Raw genomic sequence first — 19774 nt, 5'->3', positions numbered from 1 at the left:
GTCCAAAATGGTCAGCTAATTTCCGGCATATAGCTCATCGAAGAAAATTTATTGAATTCCTTTTTGAACAGGAGCTTTACGGTTCCCCGCGCCCCGCTCCGGTTTTTTTCGATGATGACCTCAACGACATTGTTCTCTTGCTCATCCCGTTCCGACTCTTCGCCGCCTTCACGTTCGTAATAATCGTCGCGGTACAGGAAAGCAACGATATCGGCATCCTGCTCGATCGATCCCGATTCACGGATATCGCTCAAAACCGGACGTTTGTCTTGCCTTTGTTCCACGCCACGGGACAATTGGGAAAGGGCGATGACCGGTACTTTCAGTTCCTTCGCTAGCTTTTTCAATTGACGCGAAATGTCGGAAACTTCCTGTTGGCGGCTTTCGCGGTTATTCCCTTCGATCAGCTGCAGATAGTCGATCACGATGAGGCCCAGTTTTCCCTGTTCCTGCAGCAAACGACGGCTTTTTGCCCTGATTTCCGCAATCCGGATACCCGGCGTATCATCTATGAAGATTTTTGACTGGCCCAAAGTCCCCATTGCCATGATCAGGTTGGACCACTCATCTTCAGAGAGTTGCCCTGTCCTCAAATGGCCGGCATCAATGTTCCCTTCCGCACACAGCATCCGGTTGACCAATGACTCCGCCCCCATCTCCAAACTGAAGATCGCGACTACCTGATCCGCTTTGGTTGCGACATTCTGTGCGATGTTCAGCGCGAAGGCGGTCTTACCTACGGCTGGACGTGCTGCCAGGATGATCAGCTCTTCTTTCTGGAGGCCCGCCGTCATTTTGTCCAAGGCGATGTAACCTGTTGGCACCCCTGTGACGTCATCGCTTTGTTGAGCCAACGATTCGATGTTCTGCAGCGATGCCGAAACGACATCCGATATGCGGATGAAGCCGGATCGGTTTCTCCGTTCGGATACCTGAAGGATGTTCTGTTCGGCACTGTCCAGCATGACTGCGAGTTCATCACCCTCTTCATAGCCTTTGCGGACGATTTCTGTAGCCGATCGGATCAGATTGCGCAAGATCGATTTCTCTTCCACTATCTTGGCGTAATATTCCACGTTGGCTGAAGTGGGCACGGCAACGGCCAATTCGGCCAAGTACTCCATGCCGCCAGCATTTTCAAGCTGATTCTTCGTATCCAACTCATTCGCGATGGTGACGACGTCTATCGCTTCATTCCGATTGTTCAATTGCAAAATCGCATCAAAAATAATCTGATGATTTTTTCGGTAAAAATCAGATGTTTCAAGGTATTCTAAAACATTCACAACCGTTTCAGGATCCAAAAAAATGGAGCCCAGAACGGATTGCTCTGCTTCTATACTATGAGGGGGTACGCGATCTTGAAGTATTTCTTCCATTTTATATTTTCACCCTTTAGGTTTTATTCATTTCGATAAGGAAACAGCTGCTGGCTTCCCCATCTTTTGCTTCCTTATTGTACTCTAAATCAGCCACATTTACAATTCACAAACAAGAACATTTGTTCCCTTTTTATCAAAAGTTCTGTTGGGGTCGTCCGGCTGAATGAGGCGGTCCGATTTATTTTCTTCTATATTATAGGGGCTGCCTCAGTGATACTCATAAACAAACGAAAAGACAGAGATCGGTATCCCTGTCTTTCGTTTGTATTTGGAAAATCATTACCCTTCCGTAACCTGCACTGTCAATATTGCTGTCACTTCCGGATGAATTTTTACGGGCATTTTCGTGAAACCCAATGCGCGGATAGGACTTTCTAATTCAATTTTTCGCTTATCCAATTTAACATTATGTTGCTTTTGCAGTGCTTCAGCAACCTGTTTCGTCGTTATGGAACCAAACAAACGACCATCTTCGCCAATTTTTGCGGACAATTTGATGATTGATTCATCTTTCTCCAGAAGTGCCTTTAATTCTTGGGCAGCTGCCAACTCCTCAGCCTGCTTCTTCTCTTCAGCCTTCTTTTGGCCTTTCAATGCGGAAATAGTGGCGGCGTTCGCTTCTTCAGCTTTACGGTTTTTGATCAGGAAATTAGCGTAGCCATCCGCAACATCTTTGACTTCCCCTTTTTTGCCTTTACCTTTAACGTCCTCTAAAAACACAACTTTCATTTATTATTCCCCTTCCTTGATTTTTTCTGGATTTATGACTGCCTTCAGTCTCTCAACGACTTCATGGACTGTCGTATTCTCTAGCTGCGTAGCTGCATTGGATAAATGTCCGCCGCCGCCTAATTTTTCCATGATGGTCTGCACATTGTATTGTCCCAGACTTCTGGCGCTGATACCGACTCTGCCGTCCTGGCGTTTTGTGACGACAAATGAAGCATCTACCGCTTCCATCGACAACATCGTATCGGCTGTTTGAGCGGCGACGACCGTGTCATAGATTTTTTCATCTTCCCCATGGACGATCGCCAGGTTACCGTTCACAAATTCCATGGTCTGCAACAAATGACTGCGCAACAGATAGGTATCCAAGTCCTCTTTCAGTGATTTCTGAATCAGAACGGTGTCCGCTCCATTCGACTGCAGATAACTGGCAGCATCAAAAGTTCTGGATCCGGTTCTCAAACTGAAATTGCGGGTATCGACAATAATCCCCGCCAACATGGCTGTCGCTTCAATCTTATTGATGGCGTCCATCTCATTGGATTGATATTCGAACAGTTCCGCGATCAATTCCGACGTGGAAGAAGCGTAGGGTTCCATATAGACCAAAACAGAATCTTTCGGGAACTCTTGTCCGCGTCTGTGATGATCCAGGACGACTATTTTTTTGGACAGATTCAGAAGCCCAGGTGCCGGTGTCATGGATGGACGATGGACATCTACCATCACGATAAGCGTTTGTGAAGTAACCAACGCCATTGCTTGCTCGGGTGAAATGATCCGCTTCGCAATCAAGGGGTCTTTGTCTATCTCCTGCATAATCCGATTCACATCATTGGAGAACTGTTGCGGATCCAATACTATCCAAGCTTCCCGATTGTTCATCTGAGAAATGCGGCGGATTCCTAAACAGGAACCGATGACGTCCATATCCGGATAACTATGACCCATAATGATCACTTTATCGGCATGAACAATGAGCTCTTCCAAAGCCTGGCTGATCATTCTCGCACGGATACGCGTCCTTTTTTCCATTGGATTTGTTTTGCCGCCATAAAAACGAGCATCTTCATTTTCGGCCCTCACAACAACTTGATCGCCACCTCTTGCCAAGGCCAAATCAATATTCGACTGCGCCATTTTGGCGACTTCTTTAAAATTGGTCTGCTCAAACGTTTTCTCATATGAGAAACCCATGCTCAATGTCAACGGAAAATTTTGCTTGTAGGTTCTTTCCCTTATTTGATTTATGATATCAAAATTGTTTTCTTCTATTTTCTTTAATGCACGCATATTGGTCAATGCGATAAAGCGGTCATCATCCACTCGTTTCAAAAAGACATTGTTCATGTTTGCCCAATTTGTGAGTTGATTCGTCAGATAGTTGTTTACATTCGATCGCTTACGATCGTTCATGGATTGAACAGCCTCATCATAATTGTCGACAATGATATTCCCAAAAACAAATTTTTCGTCTTTGTATTTTTCTTCAATTTTGGCATACTCCGTTATATCCATCAAATAAATGACGCCAATATCCTCTTGAATGATCATATCAAAATAATGATCTCCCCATTTCACCCGGCGTATCACATAATCCTGCGATTCCTTAAAAAGCTGATATAATTCTTCATCCACTACATTCAGCTTACGTCCCAATGTATCTTTCTTGCCAAAATACTTTATTAAATATGGGTTCATCCATTGGATTTCTTCTTGCTTATTATATAGAAGTATCCCAATAGGCATTTTAATTAAAGCCTCTTGTTCACCTTTTTTGATTCGATAAGATAAGTCAGATATGTATTGATTTGTCTCATCAATCAAATACTCCGAAGAATAACTGATGAATCCAACAATTCCAACGCATAAGAGCGTAATTCCAATTCCTATTTTCCAATCTGCAATGAAAGTCAAAACAACGATCAGCAGCAATAAGAACACGATAATCAGGAAAGGAACCTTAATCTTGTCAGCCTTTATGAAGTGAGGAAGATTTTTTAACTTTTCCTTTATTTTCATGATAGCTCCTTTACTGAACCTACAATTTGCACTTGTACATTTTAACATATTCAAATAATAATAGCTATAATGCCCTTTCCAACGGGATTAGTTGACATCTCAACGTCAAATTGAATGTTTCACGTGAAACATTTCCTCTGGGTAATGTTCTCATTTCGGAAAGCAGCTTTTCTGAACGAGAAGGGTCATCGCTATGTTTTCGTCATTGAAAAGTAGGTTTTCTTGAAAAATCATATGTGCTCTGGCACGGATAGTCCAAATGTCCCCCCGTCCGGACCTCACTTCACCATCGGCCCCAAATCGGATTATAGTGCTGCATTTTTACTGGTCATTTTTTCAAAACATAACTGCAGTTTGGACGAGTAGTTGCCCACAAACTGATTTGGATGACGTGAAATTTATTTCTCAAAATAGTAACCATTTTCGAATCAAAGGTAATTATTATTATAGTCACTGGTCAACTGCAGTTTCCGCTACTATCCCTCAAAAGTTCCACGTGGAACATTTATTGCTCCATCTTCAAAATCTCCTTCAACCCTGTATCATTTTCCTCCCTCAACTGATGTTCCACGTGGAACTTTTTCGACAATGTCTTTTTTTCGGTTTGATTCCTTCAGTTAATCTTTCCCCAGCATCTATTTGCTTTTCTATCTACCTGCTATTCTGACAACTTTTTTACGAAAAACGATTTTTCTGCTGCTTTATTATTATTTCACTACTAATTTGAATAATCTAGCTATACGATGTTCTCCTATTTTTTCATGCAATCTTTCAGAATCAATTCTCTTGCTTGAAAATTAATTTTCATACTTTCCACCTTTTTCAGGTTTGCGTTCCTAAAGCTGCTCCTGGTCCTGTGGATAAACAAAACCATCCCCAACCTTTTTAGTTATGCACATTAATTGCTCATAGCTTGTGGACATCTAGATTGAATAATTCGTTTTATCCTTGCTGTCATCGTATTTCTGCCGTAAATTTGTTTTGTTGATAACTTATGATCCTGATACTATTTGTTCCACCTTTGGCGCCTTCGAGCGCCTGTGGATAACGTGTGCATAAATCGATCTGGTTGCACAGTTTCTTCCTTATCTGCGTGAACATTTGTTTGACTAACGCATGTATGAAACAATTCCCCTTATTTTGGACGAATTTACTGTTATTTTAATGAAAATAGCCTTAATTTTGAAAAAGTACCCCTATACCCACCATTTAATCATCTCTGCTCGTTTACGGTAGTATAACAAAATCCAGTTCTTCTTGATGGACCACTTCTGTGGATAACGTTCAGGAACTAGTTTTCCACATCCTGTTTTTAACATGTAAAATAACCCAAAATCATAATCATGACTTTGTGTGGATAACTTCAGCAACAATAACAAAATACACTGCGTTTACGACACTGTCTCATTGATATAGTATGCAAAAGAGACCCACTTGCTCTTCCCGCACGAGCTGTAATTTTGATTTATCGCAATTAAACCCGATCATCATATGGGCTACAGAAGGGTGAAGAGGCTGCCTCTCAGCTGTTGAATAGTACTATTAACCTGATTGTTAGGAAACCTTTCCTCGTTCCGAGCAGGTTCGATTATTTTCAGTGAATCAAAGCTTTCATATTTCCTGAGGAATTGTAGGACCTTCCATCTTTTGAGATCAGCTGCAACTTAGGAATTTCAAAGCGGAATAAAAAAATGAATGGCTGCTTTCGACTGTGAAGCTGAATTATTTCGAGTGCTGCCGATCCATTTTTTTTCTTCAGGATATGCTCGCGTGTGCACCTTTTTATCAGGCAGATGCGTCATTTTCCTCTACCAATAGTCTCTATAGTTTTGAATTCAAAATCGGCTACTTTTTTACGCATAGACGGGTTGATAGCTTCTGATGCTGATCGCTCAGGTTCTCTGCAAAAATTTTATTGAAAAATTCTGATTTTGTGGCGTACTGCTCACTATCTGCTTAGCCTTGGTTTAGATGAAGAGGGGAAGTGTGTTCCGTCGCTGCTTGCAAGTATAGTGTGCTTACTCCTTGCCACTTGTTTGCTGTTCAGGATTAACTATGGGGAGCAGTAGGGCACCAACAGAAGAGCAATTCTTACTATTTTCTTATTTTGGCACTGTTGGTATTCTCCCGATAAAGTCATTCTTCCTGCTCCCAGAATTTTTTTTGATGAAAGTATACGCCGAGCAATTGCGCAGATCCGGAGGTGATGTTTTTTTGAGATCCCACTTTCAATTGAAAAGGGCGGCACTCGATTAGAAAGCCATCCTAAAAACCGAAAGCGATACAATGTTCCACGTGGAACATTGTATCGCTTTCGGTTTTTCTTTATTCAGTTTGGCAGTATTTGAGCTCCTGACAGCATTTTCCATCGTTATCTTAAGTTATTTACCTTCGGCCAAGTATACTTCGGTTTCTGCTGCGAATTTAGAGCCAATCAGAGCATTATAGAGCCTTCTCTTATAAGTTGATGGGGAACAGCCCGTCACTGTACTTTTAATTATCCGAAAAACATTTCTGAATCCCTCTGATGGGATAATGGCTAGGGTTAGGGGATCGATCAGCTCTGGCTGATGGACAAAAATTGTTAAGCATCAACCGCTGCGATGATGCCAAAAGGAAACAGGAGAGAAGAGACTCAGAACGATGCAGGATTTGAAAAAGTGCAGCCAGCAGTTTGCCTCAACTGACAAGCCGATCGGTCAACAGAATCGGATAGGGCGCGGAAAAAAGTAAAGTTGTTCCTGGACGGGCGAAGAGGGGGTTATTGGCTATATCAGCTGCAACCTGTGTCCAGTTACAGTTCTTGGGTACAAAAAAAGGAGCGCTCCTGGAAGCGACTCCCTTAATATTATTCTGCTAATGTAAATGGCATAAGAGCCATGATACGAGCACGTTTGATAGATACAGTCAAAGTTCTTTGATGTTTAGCGCATGTACCTGTTACACGACGAGGTAAAATTTTACCTTTTTCAGATATATAACGTTTCAATAAATCAGTCTCTTTGTAATCTACATGATCAATGTGGTTAGCACAGAAGTAACAAACTTTCTTACGTTTGCGTCCGCCTCTGCTGTTACGTTGAAATGCCATGTCAATTCCTCCTTTTCCTAAACTAACCATTCTGTCCTAAAGACTAGAATGGCAAATCATCGTCTGAAATGTCAATTGATTCACCGTTTGATGAAAACGGATCAGCAGTTGAGTTAAAATCAGAAAAACCGTTTTGTTTCGGAGAAGAGTATTGATTATTATACTGTCCTTGGTTTTGGCTAGATTCAAAAGATTTGCTTGATCCGAAGTTTGCACTCGGAGCTGATTGATTTGAAGAACCTGCGCCAGTCTCTCTTGGTCTTTGTTCAGTAGTTGTTCTCGACTCCAACAATGTGAAATTATCTGCAACGACTTCAGTCACGTATACGCGCTGTCCTTGTTGATTATCATAATTTCTTGTTTGGATTCTGCCAGTGATACCGACTAAAGAGCCTTTACGAGTGAAATTCGCGAAATTCTCTGCAGATTTTCTCCAAATGACACAATTGATGAAGTCAGCTTCCCTTTCTCCTGCTTGGTTAGTAAACTGTCTGTTTACTGCAAGAGCGAAAGTTCCGACTGCTGTGCCGCTGGATGTATAGCGTAAATCAACATCTTTTGTAAGTCTGCCGACTAAGACAACATTATTAATCATTCATCTTACTCCTTTCAAAATGTTTCACGTGGAACACTTTACTTAGTTTCTTCTTTAACAACGATGTGGCGAATGATATCGCTATTGATCTTTGCTAGACGGTCGAATTCGTCGATTGCTTTAGCATCTGAAGCAGAAATTTTCACGATATGGTAGATACCTTCACGAAAATCTTTGATTTCATAAGCTAAACGGCGTTTCGCCCAGTCTTTTGATTCAATAACTTCAGCGCCATTATCTGTTAAAATAGAATCGAAACGTGCGATTAATTCTGCTTTAGCTTCTTCTTCGATGTTAGGACGGATAATGTAGTTGATTTCGTAATTGCTCATTTGACTGTCACCTCCTTGTGGACTTTGGCCCTTACTTTTGTAAGAGCAAGGAGAGTACCTTTTCAGGATTACTCACATCTAAAGATTGTACCATATTCCATTTTTTATGGCAAGCTTTTTTTTGCAATGACTTTGGAACTGGGGGTAACTCAGACAGATGAACCCAGCCTCCGCTGGGCAGTCCGCAATCAGGTCTGTGAATTTTTCCTCCTTCTCCGGCGAACGAAGGCTTCGCCGAAGTTGGGCAAACATTTTATTGCTTTCCTCCGATGAAATCAGCTTAATCGGAGGTTTGACCAACAATGGTCTCTGTCCTCCGATGAACAGCCGCCACACCGGAGCAGCGTCTTGATCCTGCAACTCCGGCGTGACGGCAGGATCGAGACGAAACCCAAAGTATACTAAAAACGGGGCTATCTCACATTGAGACGGCCCCGTTCTTTATCGGTTTCTCTTTTGATGCTTTATTCTTCCGAATCTTCCTCATCCAACAGTTCATCTGCGAAATCGCTCAATTTATCGGCCATTTCTGATGGTTCAGTTGTGTCTGGTGTATTTGCCTGTTCAATTGCATCAGATGCTTCTGAGCCGCTGTTTTCGCCCTCTGAACCCACTTCTTCATTCAGAGGTGCCACAACTTCTTCATCCTCTTCGCGTTCGACTTTTGCCATCGTCGATACAATAGAGTCATCATCCAGCTTGATCAAGCGCACACCCAAAGTGGCACGGCCTGTTTGGGAAATGGCGTCGGCATGGAAACGGATCATGACGCCTTTATCTGTGATGATCATGATGTCTTCTTCGCCGGAGACAGTCGTCAAGCCTACCAATTTACCGTTTTTCTCAGTGATGTTGGCTGTTTTGACCCCTTTGCCGCCGCGTCCTTTGATGGCATATTCATCGGCTGCCGTACGTTTGCCGTAACCATTTTCCGTGATGATCAGAACTTCCGACTCGTGTTTCAGCACATCCATGCCGACAACATAGTCATTTTCTCTCAGTTTCACACCGCGGACACCGGTGGCGGTCCTGCCCATATCGCGGACATCCTTTTCATCAAAGCTTACGGAATAGCCGAAGTGCGTTCCGATTATGATGTTCTGGTTGCCGTCAGTCAAGGATACTTTAATCAGCTCATCCTCATCCTTCAGGTTGATTGCGCGCAGACCGCTTTGGCGGATATTCTGGAATTCCGTAGCGGATGTCCGTTTGACGGTACCCATCCGCGTCGTGAAGAACAAGTAATCCCCGTCTTGCGGGCCGCCTTTGACGTTGATGATGGCTTGGATTTTTTCGTTGGCATCCAAGTTCAGCAAGTTGATGATCGGCAAACCTTTTGCCTGGCGGCCGTATTCAGGCACTTCATAGCCTTTTGTTTTGTATACTTTCCCTTGGTTCGAGAAGTACAGCAACACATCATGCGTCGATGCCGAAATCAGCGTTTCGATGAAATCATCGTCATGGATGCCCATGCCTTGGACACCGCGTCCGCCGCGTTTTTGGGCTCTGAATTCGCTGTTCGGCAAACGTTTGATGTAGCCGTTATGGGTCAAAGTCAGGACGATGTCTTCCTCTTCGATCAAGTCTTCATCCTCAAGCGATAATACTTCTCCGACCAACAGTTCCGTGCGGCGTTTGTCGCCGAATTTTTCTTGGATTTCAAGTAATTCTGCATAGATGATGTCGAAAACACGTTGCTCATTCGCTAAAATATCAGCCAAATCAGCGATCAAGGCCATCAGCGCATCATATTCCGCTTCAACTTTTTCTCTTTCCAAACCGGTCAGACGCACCAAACGCATATCCAAAATGGCTTGCGCTTGTTTGTCGGAAAGACCGTATTTTTCAATGAAGATTTGTTTGGCCACATCGCCATTGGTTGAACCGCGCAGAATCGCTACGATCTCATCGATGTGATCCAAAGCGATCCGCAATCCGGCCAAGATATGCGCCCGGGCTTCCGCTTTTCGTTTGTCGAATGCAGCTCTTCTGCGGATGACTTCTTCTTGGTGTTCCAGGTAATGAACCAAAATCTGCTTGAGTCCCAGTACTTTAGGGATGCCTTTTACGATCGCCAACATATTGAAGCCGAAAGATGATTGGAGCGGCGTCAATTTGTACAGATTATTCAGAATGACGCTGGCGCTGACATCTTTGCGGACATCGATGACGACACGCATACCATCGCGGTCGGACTCATCAGCCAAGTCGGTTATGCCTTCAATCCGTTTATCGCGGGCCAGTTCAGCAATCCGTTCGACCAATTTCGCTTTGTTGACCATGTAAGGCAATTCAGAAATGATGATGCGTTCTTTGCCGTTTTTCAGGATTTCGACCTCTACACGTCCGCGGACAATGATGGATCCTTTGCCCGTTTCATAAGCTTTTCTGATGCCTGATTTGCCCATGACGATACCGCCAGTAGGGAAATCAGGGCCAGGAACAGCCTCCATCAATTCGGCAGTCGTAGCATCCGGATCATTCATCAGGATATGCAGGGCGGAAATGATTTCCGTCAGATTATGCGGCGGGATATTTGTAGCCATCCCAACAGCGATACCGGAGGCCCCATTCACCAGCAGGTTAGGGAAGCGGGCCGGCAACACATCGGGCTCACTTTCGGAACCGTCATAGTTATCGTGGTAATCGACTGTATCCTTGTTGAGGTCACGCAGCATTTCCAAAGCGATTTTTGACATCCGCGCTTCGGTATAACGCATCGCTGCGGCACTGTCTCCATCGATGGAACCGAAGTTTCCGTGCCCATCGACCAACGGATAACGGTAACTGAAATCCTGGGACATACGCACCATGGATTCATAGATGGCACTGTCACCGTGGGGATGGTACTTACCCATTACATCCCCGACGATACGTGCGGATTTTTTGTGCGCTTTATCGGGCGTAACGCCCAATTCGCTCATGCCGTAAAGGATACGGCGATGAACCGGCTTGAGCCCGTCGCGGACGTCAGGCAAAGCCCTGGCTACGATAACGCTCATGGCATATTCCAGGAATGAAGTTTCCATTTCATGGCTCAGTTCCCTTTGTTCCATGGCTTGATCATTTATTTTTTCAATTTCATCAGACATTTAATTTCCAACCCCCTTTTAGATATCCAAGTTCTTCACGTAGACCGCATTTTCTTCGATGAAGTTCCTTCTTGGTTCTACATGATCCCCCATCAGCATGTTCAATGTTTCGTCGGCTTTGACGGCATCATCGACGGTCACCTGCAGGAAGTGACGGTTTTCAGGGTTCATGGTCGTATCCCATAATTGTTCCGCATCCATTTCTCCTAGCCCTTTATAGCGCTGGATGCTTGGTTTTGGCGATTCAGGGATGGATGCCAAATACTCTTCCAGCTCTTGATCGGAATCGAGATACTTCTCTTTTTTGCCTTGCTTCACTTGATACAAAGGCGGTTGTGCGATATACACATATCCGGCTTCGACTAAAGGACGCATGTAGCGATAGAAAAGAGTCAACAGCAACGTACGGATATGCGCGCCATCGACATCGGCATCGGTCATGATGACCAATTTGTGATAACGGGCTTTGGCAACATCGAAGTCTCCGCCGAATCCGGTACCCATCGCCGTAAACAGCGAACGGATCTCTTCGTTGGCAAGGATCTTGTCGATTGAAGCTTTTTCTACGTTCAGAATCTTACCGCGGATCGGCAGGATTGCCTGGAAGAAACGGGAGCGGCCTTGTTTTGCCGAACCTCCGGCTGAATCCCCTTCGACGATGAACAGTTCTGACTCCACTGGATTTTTGCTGGAGCAATCGGCCAATTTGCCGGGCAGATTGCTGATTTCCAATCCGCTCTTCTTGCGGGTCACTTCACGGGCTCTTTTGGCGGCCAAACGCGCACGCGCAGCCAGCATCCCTTTTTCGACAATCTGACGGGCTACTTGCGGGTTTTCCATCAGGAATTTGTCGAAGTAAGTCGAAAAGAGTCGGTCGGTGATGGTACGCGCTTCTGAATTACCCAATTTTGTCTTGGTTTGTCCTTCGAACTGCGGATCAGGATGTTTGATGGAGAGGACAAGGGTAAGGCCTTCACGCACATCTTCCCCGGTCAGGTTCTCTTCATTTTCCTTGATGATCTTATTGCGTTTTGCATAGTCATTGATGACACGGGTCAAAGCGGTCTTTGCACCGGATTCGTGGGTTCCGCCTTCATAGGTATGGATATTATTGGCGAAACTCAGAAAGTTTGTATGATAGCCATCCGTATATTGCATCGCAACTTCTACTTGGATGTCATCCTGTTCGCCTTCGATATAGATCGGGTCTTCGAAAAGGACTTTTTTGTTGCGGTTCAGGAATTCGACATAGCTCTTGATGCCGCCTTCGTAATGATATTCTTGTTTTAAAGGTTCTTCCGGACGATTGTCGACTATGGAGATGTTCAGACCTTTATTCAAAAAGGCCAATTCCCTCACACGCACAGCCAATTTTTCAAAATCAAAAACGGTTGTTTCCCTGAAGATTTCCGGATCCGGAAGGAAATTCACGGTCGTTCCATGCTTGTCCGTATCACCGGTCACCGTCAATTCAGAAGTGATGTCCCCACGCTCGAATGTCTGCGTATAAATTTTGTTGTCTTTATGCACACTGACGGAGAGCTTAGAAGATAGGGCGTTTACGACGGAAGCTCCCACACCGTGCAGACCGCCGGATACTTTATAGCCTCCGCCGCCAAATTTACCGCCTGCGTGAAGAACAGTGAAGACCGTTTCTACAGCGGGACGACCGGTATTGGCTTGGATATCGACCGGAATGCCGCGTCCGTTATCGGTTACAGTGATACTGTTGTTCTCTTCGATCGCAATCTCTATCTTTGTCGCAAAACCGGCCAGCGCTTCATCGATGGAATTATCCACGATTTCCCAGACCAAATGGTGCAGACCCGCGCCACTGGTAGAGCCAATGTACATCCCGGGACGTTTGCGGACTGCTTCCAGTCCTTCCAGAACCTGGATCTGACTGGCATCATATTCCTTTGCTCGTTCAGCTTTGTTCTTTTCGTTTTCTACCATTCTGTTACACACCTTCCATTTCTACTTCACCGTTTTTTATATGGTAGATAGTCGGTTCGTCTATCTTATTCTTTTTTATGCCATCCAAACTGGTTGTCGTCAAAAAGGTCTGGACCTTCTTCTCGATCGCTTTCAGCAGATGGGTCTGGCGTTCATCATCCAATTCTGACAGGACATCATCCAGCAATAGGATCGGATACTCTCCCAGGACCTCATTCATGCATTCGATCTCCGCCAATTTAAGACTGAGGACAGTCGTTCTTTGCTGCCCTTGAGAGCCGTAGTTTTGGACATTGCGTCCGTTCACCTGAAAAATCAGATCATCGCGGTGCGGACCGAAAAGGGTGACCGCCTGATCTCTTTCCCGGCTTTTCCCTTGGCGGAAAGCTTCCATCAGTTTCAAAAAAAGTGCGTCCTTATCCATCTCATCAGACAACTCGATGTTGGACTTGTAGGCGATCGTCAGTTCTTCCCGCTCCAAAGAAATCTCTCTGTGCAGCGGTTTGGCCCAGGCTTCCAATTTTTTGATGAACTGCAGACGGTAAACCAACAGATCAGCGCCCAAAATAGCCAATTGTTCAGTCAACACATCCAAATAGACTTCATCCTTGGCTTTACCGGTCACCAACTGCTTCAGATAGAGATTCCGTTGCTTCAGTATCCGCTGATATTGCACAAGATCATGCAGATAGACCGGATTCATCTGGCCCAACTCCATATCCAGGAATTTTCTCCGGTTGGCGGGTGCGCCTTTCACTAAATTCAGGTCTTCCGGAGCGAACAGCACGACATTCAGTTGGCCGATGTATTGGCTGAGCTTTTTTTGTTCCAGGTGATTGACCTTCGCAATCTTCCCTTTTTTTGAAAAAATGATTTCCAAAGGGAAAGCAGAAACCCTTTTTTGGACTTTGCCGGTTATCTTGGCGGAATCTTCTTGCCAACGAATCATTTCTTTTTCGTTTGACGTGCGCGGACTCCTTGCCAAAGCCAATGCATAGATTGCTTCCATGAGATTGGTTTTGCCTTGCGCATTCTCACCCAAAAATACATTGATGCCATCAGAAAAGGACACGGAAAGAGACGGATAATTCCGAAAATTCTGCAGCGTCACTTCCTTCAGGATCATGCTTCGGACTCACTGTTGTCTTGCTCAGCCTCTTCTTTATCCGATTTTGTTGACTGGATGAAGAAAGTTCCTTCACCAGGGATGTCGATCATCGTACCGGGAAATAATTTGCGGCCTCTGCGGTCTTCTTTTTCGTTATCTACGTACACCACATATTCGGAAAGGAACCATTTGGCCATCCCTCCGCTGGAAATCAGATTGACATGTTTCAGGAGTTGACCAAGAGTAATGAACTCTGCATCAATATTCACAATATTTTTCAAGAAATTCACCTATTTTCCAATAAAATAAGCGTGGAAAACAAAATCCACGCAACAACGCTCATTAATATGTTTATTATACTATTTTTTTTGATCAATTTCAAATTTTCGCGAAAAAAAAGGCCCTTATTTCAATTTTTTTCGAAAACAATACAAATTGGCTATATCCCAACGAAAGCGTCTATAGGCTTATAAATTAAAAATTCGCGTTTTTCGCTCATTTTATCTTTGGACGAAAAAATGGAGTGGATGCAGACTTTCTTCCTATAGGAAAAACGGCAGGCCCAAAAGTTTTCATTTTCAGATAAGCAAAAAGCAAGGAAACGAGCGGATCGTTTCCTTGCTTTTTGGATTTTATCTCTCGGATCAATAAGTCCTTACAGGCGTAATCAATTGGATGAACGAATTATCGTTATCGTCTTCACGATCTGCCGGCACGACTGTGAATGGCCGTACAGCCGAAGTGAAATTGACTTGGACATCCTGTTGGCCGAATGTGCGCAGCGCATCCTTCATGTAATCAGGATTGAAGGATATGACCAGCGGATCGCCACTGGCGGACTGATAGGCTAAGGATTCTTCCACATTGCCGACTTCAGGTGAGTTTCCTGATAACTCAACTTTGTTTGAGTCGATGGACAATTTGACGACGTTATTTTTTCCTTCATGCGAAAGCAGGGAGGCACGGTCGGTAGCCTGCAGCAAGTCGTAGGCATTCAGGACGATCTGTGTGCTGGAGCTAGCCGGAATCAACCGGTTTGTATCCGGATAGTAGCCTTCCAGCAAGCGCGAGTAGAAATAAACATTTTCGGCTTTGAAAAGGACTTGGTTCTCCGTGATCATCATTTCGATGGTTGGTTGGTTCTCAACGATCCGCGAGAGTTCCACCAAGCTTTTTCCGGGAATGATGACATTGTAGGTTTTTTCCAGCTGTGATTCCGGAGCGGCAATCGAGATGATGCGCTGGCTTAAACGATGGCTGTCCGTAGCGACAGCCGTCAATTTCCCATCTTTGATGGTCATGTTCACCCCAGTCAAGATCGGACGGCTTTCCTGTGTCGACGTTGCGATAACGGTATGCTGGATCACTTGTTTGAATAAAGCGGTCGGCAAGGTGATGACTTCATTCGAATCGATGACCGGGAAATTCGGATAGTTGTTTACATCAATTCCGTTGATGGTGAAAGAAGCTTTTGCAGAAGTGATGTTTGTCTGGAAGTGATCTTTGACTTCAATCGTGATTTTTTCATCAGCTAATTTTTTTACGATCTCACTGAAGAAACGAGCAGGCAGGACAATGCCGCCTTGTGTGTGGATTTCGATTTGATTATTTTCTTCCGACACAGGGATCAGCGTTTCGATGGAAATATCCGAGTCGCTTCCGCTCAATACGATTCCATTTTCATCAGCACTGATTTTTACCCCTGTCAAAATAGGGATTGTCGTTCTGCTGGAAATAGCTCTTTGTACGTCAGATAAGTGTTTGATCAAAACCTGACGATTAATGGAAAATTTCATAATAAGGGACCTCCGATGGTAATTAATATAAATTAAATAATATTAGTAATAGTAGTAGGGCCTGTTCATACTGTGGATAAGTGAAAGAAGCCGATAAAACCAATCGTTTTCCACCTGTGGATAACATGTTCGTAAATGGCGTCTTATTTATTGGCTTATCCACAATGCGCGAGAGGATCATTTTTTCAGACTGTTTTGGATCGTCTCGATTTCGCGTTGCAGAACAGGGTCTTTTTTTACGGAAAGGGCAATCTTGTCATGGGCGTGAATGACGGTTGTGTGATCTTTGCCTCCGAATTCGGAACCGATTTTCGGCAAGGAATTGTCCGTCATCACTCGGGAAAGATACATGGCGATTTGTCTTGGCACCACGATCCCTTTGGTGCGCTTCTTGCCTTTCAATTCCTCGACGGTCACATGGTAATATTTCCCTACCGCTTGCTGGATGGCATAGATGGATAATGCTTTTGGTTTTTCGGAAGGCATGATGCTCTTCAGAGCGTCCGCTGCCAGACTGGTGGTGATGTCGGTCCCTTGTATCGCTGAATAGGCTTGAACCCGCACGAGCGCGCCTTCCAGTTCCCTGATGTTGGAATCTATCTGTCCAGCGATGTAGCTGAGGGTGTCATCAGGAATTTCCAGGCGCTCGCTGTTGGCTTTTTTGCGCAGAATGGCGATGCGTGTCTCCAGATCCGGCGGCGTGATATCAACCGATAAGCCCCAAGCAAAACGGGAGACGAGCCGTTCCTGCAGTTTAGGGATTTCATTCGGCAAACGGTCGCTCGTCAGCACAATCTGCTTGCGTTCATCGTAAAGCGCATTGAAAGTATGGAAGAATTCTTCCTGTGTTCCTTCTTTGTCGGCAAAAAATTGAATATCATCGACCATCAACAAGTCGACGCTGCGGTATTCATTGCGGAATTGTTCTTGCGTCCGATTCTGGATGGAATTGATGAAATCATTGGCGAATGTTTCGCTGCTGACATATTTTACCTTGGCGGTTGGACGCAGTTGCAGCATTTGATGGCCGATGGCGTGCATCAAATGGGTTTTTCCCAATCCGACGCCTCCATAGAAGAAGAGTGGGTTGTAGATTGTACCGGGTTCCTCTGCCACGACGAGGGCAGCCGCATGAGCCATCTGGTTTCCTTTTCCTATAACAAAGGTGTCAAAGGTATACTTGCTGTTCAATTGGGCATCCTTAAAGAGACGATTGTTGTTGGTGCGTTTTATGGTCGGTTTTGCAATATCAGGCATTTCCTCATTCTTGATCATAAAAATGGGAGTCAGTTCTTTGCCGCTGAATTCGTAGATGCCTTCGACAATTCTGCTCATCAAGTTATTTTGCCAATAATCTTTATGTAAAGAAGAAGGAACTTCGATGATGATATTCGTATCAGTCAGCCGGACCGGGACTGCGCTGTCTATCCAAGTATCGTAGCTGACTTTGGACAGGGATTCTTGAAATTTTTCTTGCAGATAACGCCATAATGAATAGATGTCATCCAAATGGGACACCTCCTTTTAGTGAGTCCTTTTTATTTTAGCATTATATCAAAAAGTTTTCCACAACTCTTTTCATCTGTGAATAAAACAATTAACCGGTGCATAAATAGTTTTCCACAGGCTGAAAAATGGTGTGGAAAAGATTTGTGGATGGAGTTGTTATCCACGGGTTATTGTGGAATTGGAGATTTCAGAAACGTTGATTGTTACGGCTTTTGATACACTTTTCCACAGATTTACGGGATGGTGTTCCAGCAGAAATACACACGCTGTAAGAATGTGGACAAATCGGATCGAAGGTGTGAGCAATCAAGGGGGATGCAGGAGTTATCCCGGGGCATTGTGTATTAAAAAAAAGGTTGTGGATAATTTTATTTCGGTGAAAATCAAATTTTTTTCAAGAAAGGTGTTTTATCTTTCAATTTTTTGTGCTATTATATCTCAGTGAGTTCAATAAAAATGAACCAATTTTACTTGACAGGTCACATTCTGTCTCTTTATAATGTATTGGACTGTCTAAACAGTGAAATATAACCTATTTGAAAGATAGTTTATCAGGAGGTGTAAAGATCAATGAAAAGAACATACCAACCTAAAAAACGTCACCGTCAATCCGTTCATGGTTTCCGTAAACGTATGAGCACAAAAAACGGCCGTAGAGTATTAGCAAGAAGACGCGCTAAAGGCAGAAAAGTTATATCTGCATAGATCACTGACCGTTTCAGTGGTCTTTTTTTTTAAGTATTTCGAAAAATGCAAAAATGTCTTTCTTAAATGGAGAGTATGACAAATGTGTCCGACAGAACCGAAAGCTGCAAAGCCTCGGCAGTGGGTTCACATTTGTGATGATAACGGAGAGAGAAATTTTTCTGTTTTTCTCCATTTGGGAGAGATTTTTTTTGTATGCTATGATTGCAGATTTGAGGGAAGAAACATGAGGAAATCTTTTCGTGTTAAGAAGGAAAAAGAATTTCAGAAAGTATTTCATAATGGTGTGTCCAAAGCGAACCGCCAATTCGTGATCTATGTGCTCGATAAAAAGGGGCAACCGCATTTTCGGGTCGGTTTGTCCGTCGGCAAAAAAATCGGCAACGCCGTGGTGCGGAACGCCGTCAAAAGAAAAATCCGCCAGGCACTCACGGAATTGAAGGCAGATTTGGTTCAGGATATTGACTTCATCGTTATCGCGCGCAAACCGGTTGCTGAAATGTCGGCTGCGGAAGTCAAGAAAAGTCTGACCCATGTGCTTAAGCTTTCCAACCTTTTAAAAAACAAATAAACTATGTTATTCCTATTAAGGAGGAGTTCTCTTGTCAAAGCGTAAGCGATTACTTTTTACACTCAGCTTATTTGCTGTTATGATGGTCCTATCAGCATGTGGAACGGAACCCATCACCTCAGAAAGTACCGGTTTTTGGGATCGTTATGTTGTTTTAAATTTCTCCAACATGATTGTGTGGTTGTCCGATTTGTTTTTCAGTAATTATGGTCTAGGAATCATTGCCTTCACGATCATCATCAGGGTTATCCTGTTGCCGCTTAATCATTTCCAGACGAAGAGCACGAAAAAAATGTCGGCTGTTCAACCACAGATAAAAGCGTTGCAGGCAAAATATGCCTCTAAAGATCGGGAAACGCAGGAAATCCTGCAAAAAGAAGTTTCCAAGCTGTATGCGGATAACGACGTGAATCCTTACATGGGCTGTTTGCCTGTCTTGGTTCAAATGCCTGTACTGATGGCATTGTACCAAGCGATCAGCCGAACTGAAATTTTGGAGAGCGGCAGCTTCCTTTGGATGAACTTGGGAGAACGCGATCCATTCTTCATTTTGCCTGTAGTGGCCGCAATCCTGACGTATGCCACCAGCAAGCTGACGATGATGTCACAGACGGAAGCGAATCCCGCGACAAAATCGATGACGTACACGATGCCGATCATGATTTTGATGATGGGTATCAATTTCCCGAGTGCCTTGTCATTGTACTGGGTAGCAAGTAATGCCTTCTCAGTCGGCCAGACGCTGTTGCTGAACAACCCGTACAAGGCTATCCGCGAGCGCGAACAAGCGGAAGCACAAGCAAAAGCACGCGAAAAAGCATTGAAGAAAGCCCAAAATCCTAAAAAGAAAAAGAAAAACTAGTTAGACTTTGAAGTAGGAAAGGAT

Annotated in this window: 15 protein-coding genes; 3 read left to right on the top strand and 12 right to left on the bottom strand. The window is 44.1% G+C overall.

Features of this window, described 5'->3' with window-relative positions:
• Nucleotides 1-11 precede the first annotated feature (11 nt).
• From dnaB to dnaA, 12 genes are all read right to left on the bottom strand, one after another.
• The gene (dnaB, locus tag BM184_RS10130; protein ID WP_086942850.1) at nucleotides 12-1379 is read right to left on the bottom strand and encodes a replicative DNA helicase; all 1368 of its coding nucleotides are present in this window, start codon (nucleotides 1377-1379) and stop codon (nucleotides 12-14) included.
• A 282-nt stretch (nucleotides 1380-1661) separates the two neighbouring features.
• Nucleotides 1662-2111, bottom strand: a complete 450-nt coding sequence (gene rplI / locus BM184_RS10125; RefSeq protein ID WP_086942851.1) for a 50S ribosomal protein L9 — start codon at nucleotides 2109-2111, stop codon at nucleotides 1662-1664.
• A gap of 3 nt (nucleotides 2112-2114) precedes the next feature.
• The gene (locus tag BM184_RS10120; RefSeq protein ID WP_086942852.1) at nucleotides 2115-4133 is read right to left on the bottom strand and encodes a DHH family phosphoesterase; all 2019 of its coding nucleotides are present in this window, start codon (nucleotides 4131-4133) and stop codon (nucleotides 2115-2117) included.
• Nucleotides 4134-6981: 2848 nt separating this feature from the next.
• A complete protein-coding gene (gene rpsR / locus BM184_RS10115; protein WP_086942853.1) occupies nucleotides 6982-7224 on the bottom strand; it encodes a 30S ribosomal protein S18 in 243 nt (80 codons plus the stop codon).
• A 43-nt stretch (nucleotides 7225-7267) separates the two neighbouring features.
• On the bottom strand, nucleotides 7268-7819 hold the full coding sequence (ssb, locus tag BM184_RS10110) for a single-stranded DNA-binding protein (RefSeq protein WP_086942854.1): 552 nt from the start codon (nucleotides 7817-7819) through the stop codon (nucleotides 7268-7270).
• A gap of 38 nt (nucleotides 7820-7857) precedes the next feature.
• Entirely contained in the window at nucleotides 7858-8151 is a 294-nt protein-coding gene (rpsF, locus tag BM184_RS10105; protein WP_086942855.1) for a 30S ribosomal protein S6, read from the bottom strand.
• Nucleotides 8152-8615: 464 nt separating this feature from the next.
• Nucleotides 8616-11243, bottom strand: coding sequence for a DNA gyrase subunit A (gene gyrA / locus BM184_RS10095; RefSeq protein ID WP_086942857.1), 2628 nt, complete (start codon nucleotides 11241-11243; stop codon nucleotides 8616-8618).
• Nucleotides 11244-11261: 18 nt separating this feature from the next.
• Entirely contained in the window at nucleotides 11262-13199 is a 1938-nt protein-coding gene (gene gyrB, locus BM184_RS10090; protein WP_086942858.1) for a DNA topoisomerase (ATP-hydrolyzing) subunit B, read from the bottom strand.
• Nucleotides 13200-13203: 4 nt separating this feature from the next.
• Nucleotides 13204-14325, bottom strand: a complete 1122-nt coding sequence (gene recF, locus BM184_RS10085; protein WP_086942859.1) for a DNA replication/repair protein RecF — start codon at nucleotides 14323-14325, stop codon at nucleotides 13204-13206.
• Nucleotides 14322-14588: a S4 domain-containing protein YaaA gene (gene yaaA, locus BM184_RS10080; RefSeq protein ID WP_068562139.1), complete on the bottom strand. Its 267-nt coding sequence runs from the start codon at nucleotides 14586-14588 to the stop codon at nucleotides 14322-14324. The genes recF and yaaA overlap by 4 nt, the downstream gene beginning before the upstream one ends.
• 363 nt (nucleotides 14589-14951) lie before the next feature.
• Nucleotides 14952-16103, bottom strand: coding sequence for a DNA polymerase III subunit beta (gene dnaN, locus BM184_RS10075; RefSeq protein WP_086942860.1), 1152 nt, complete (start codon nucleotides 16101-16103; stop codon nucleotides 14952-14954).
• 177 nt (nucleotides 16104-16280) lie between these two features.
• Nucleotides 16281-17612, bottom strand: coding sequence for a chromosomal replication initiator protein DnaA (dnaA, locus tag BM184_RS10070; protein WP_086942861.1), 1332 nt, complete (start codon nucleotides 17610-17612; stop codon nucleotides 16281-16283).
• Nucleotides 17613-18182: 570 nt separating this feature from the next.
• Between dnaA and rpmH the strand changes: the two genes are divergently transcribed.
• The 3 genes from rpmH (at nucleotide 18183) to yidC (ending at nucleotide 19750) form a co-directional block, all read left to right on the top strand.
• A complete protein-coding gene (rpmH, locus tag BM184_RS10065) occupies nucleotides 18183-18317 on the top strand; it encodes a 50S ribosomal protein L34 (protein ID WP_072763781.1) in 135 nt (44 codons plus the stop codon).
• 226 nt (nucleotides 18318-18543) lie between these two features.
• Complete coding sequence (gene rnpA / locus BM184_RS10060; protein ID WP_086942862.1) at nucleotides 18544-18888, top strand: ribonuclease P protein component; 345 nt, start codon at nucleotides 18544-18546, stop codon at nucleotides 18886-18888.
• A gap of 31 nt (nucleotides 18889-18919) precedes the next feature.
• On the top strand, nucleotides 18920-19750 hold the full coding sequence (gene yidC, locus BM184_RS10055; RefSeq protein ID WP_218151019.1) for a membrane protein insertase YidC: 831 nt from the start codon (nucleotides 18920-18922) through the stop codon (nucleotides 19748-19750).
• The last annotated feature ends 24 nt before the right edge of the window (nucleotides 19751-19774 follow it).

It is taken from the genome of Trichococcus pasteurii, assembly GCF_900112935.1.
Taxonomy (GTDB): Bacteria; Bacillota; Bacilli; order Lactobacillales; family Aerococcaceae; genus Trichococcus; species Trichococcus pasteurii.
This window is presented reverse-complemented; position numbering and strand designations above follow the sequence as displayed.

Coding starts and splice junctions, on each gene's coding strand:
- dnaB (WP_086942850.1), bottom strand. CDS start 1,379: ATGGAAGAAATACTTCAAGATCGCGTACCCCCTCATAGTATAGAAGCA.
- BM184_RS10120 (WP_086942852.1), bottom strand. CDS start 4,133: ATGAAAATAAAGGAAAAGTTAAAAAATCTTCCTCACTTCATAAAGGCT.
- rpsR (WP_086942853.1), bottom strand. CDS start 7,224: ATGGCATTTCAACGTAACAGCAGAGGCGGACGCAAACGTAAGAAAGTT.
- gyrB (WP_086942858.1), bottom strand. CDS start 13,199: ATGGTAGAAAACGAAAAGAACAAAGCTGAACGAGCAAAGGAATATGAT.
- gyrA (WP_086942857.1), bottom strand. CDS start 11,243: ATGTCTGATGAAATTGAAAAAATAAATGATCAAGCCATGGAACAAAGG.
- recF (WP_086942859.1), bottom strand. CDS start 14,325: ATGATCCTGAAGGAAGTGACGCTGCAGAATTTTCGGAATTATCCGTCT.
- rpsF (WP_086942855.1), bottom strand. CDS start 8,151: ATGAGCAATTACGAAATCAACTACATTATCCGTCCTAACATCGAAGAA.
- ssb (WP_086942854.1), bottom strand. CDS start 7,819: ATGATTAATAATGTTGTCTTAGTCGGCAGACTTACAAAAGATGTTGAT.
- rplI (WP_086942851.1), bottom strand. CDS start 2,111: ATGAAAGTTGTGTTTTTAGAGGACGTTAAAGGTAAAGGCAAAAAAGGG.
- dnaN (WP_086942860.1), bottom strand. CDS start 16,103: ATGAAATTTTCCATTAATCGTCAGGTTTTGATCAAACACTTATCTGAC.
- rnpA (WP_086942862.1), top strand. CDS start 18,544: ATGAGGAAATCTTTTCGTGTTAAGAAGGAAAAAGAATTTCAGAAAGTA.
- rpmH (WP_072763781.1), top strand. CDS start 18,183: ATGAAAAGAACATACCAACCTAAAAAACGTCACCGTCAATCCGTTCAT.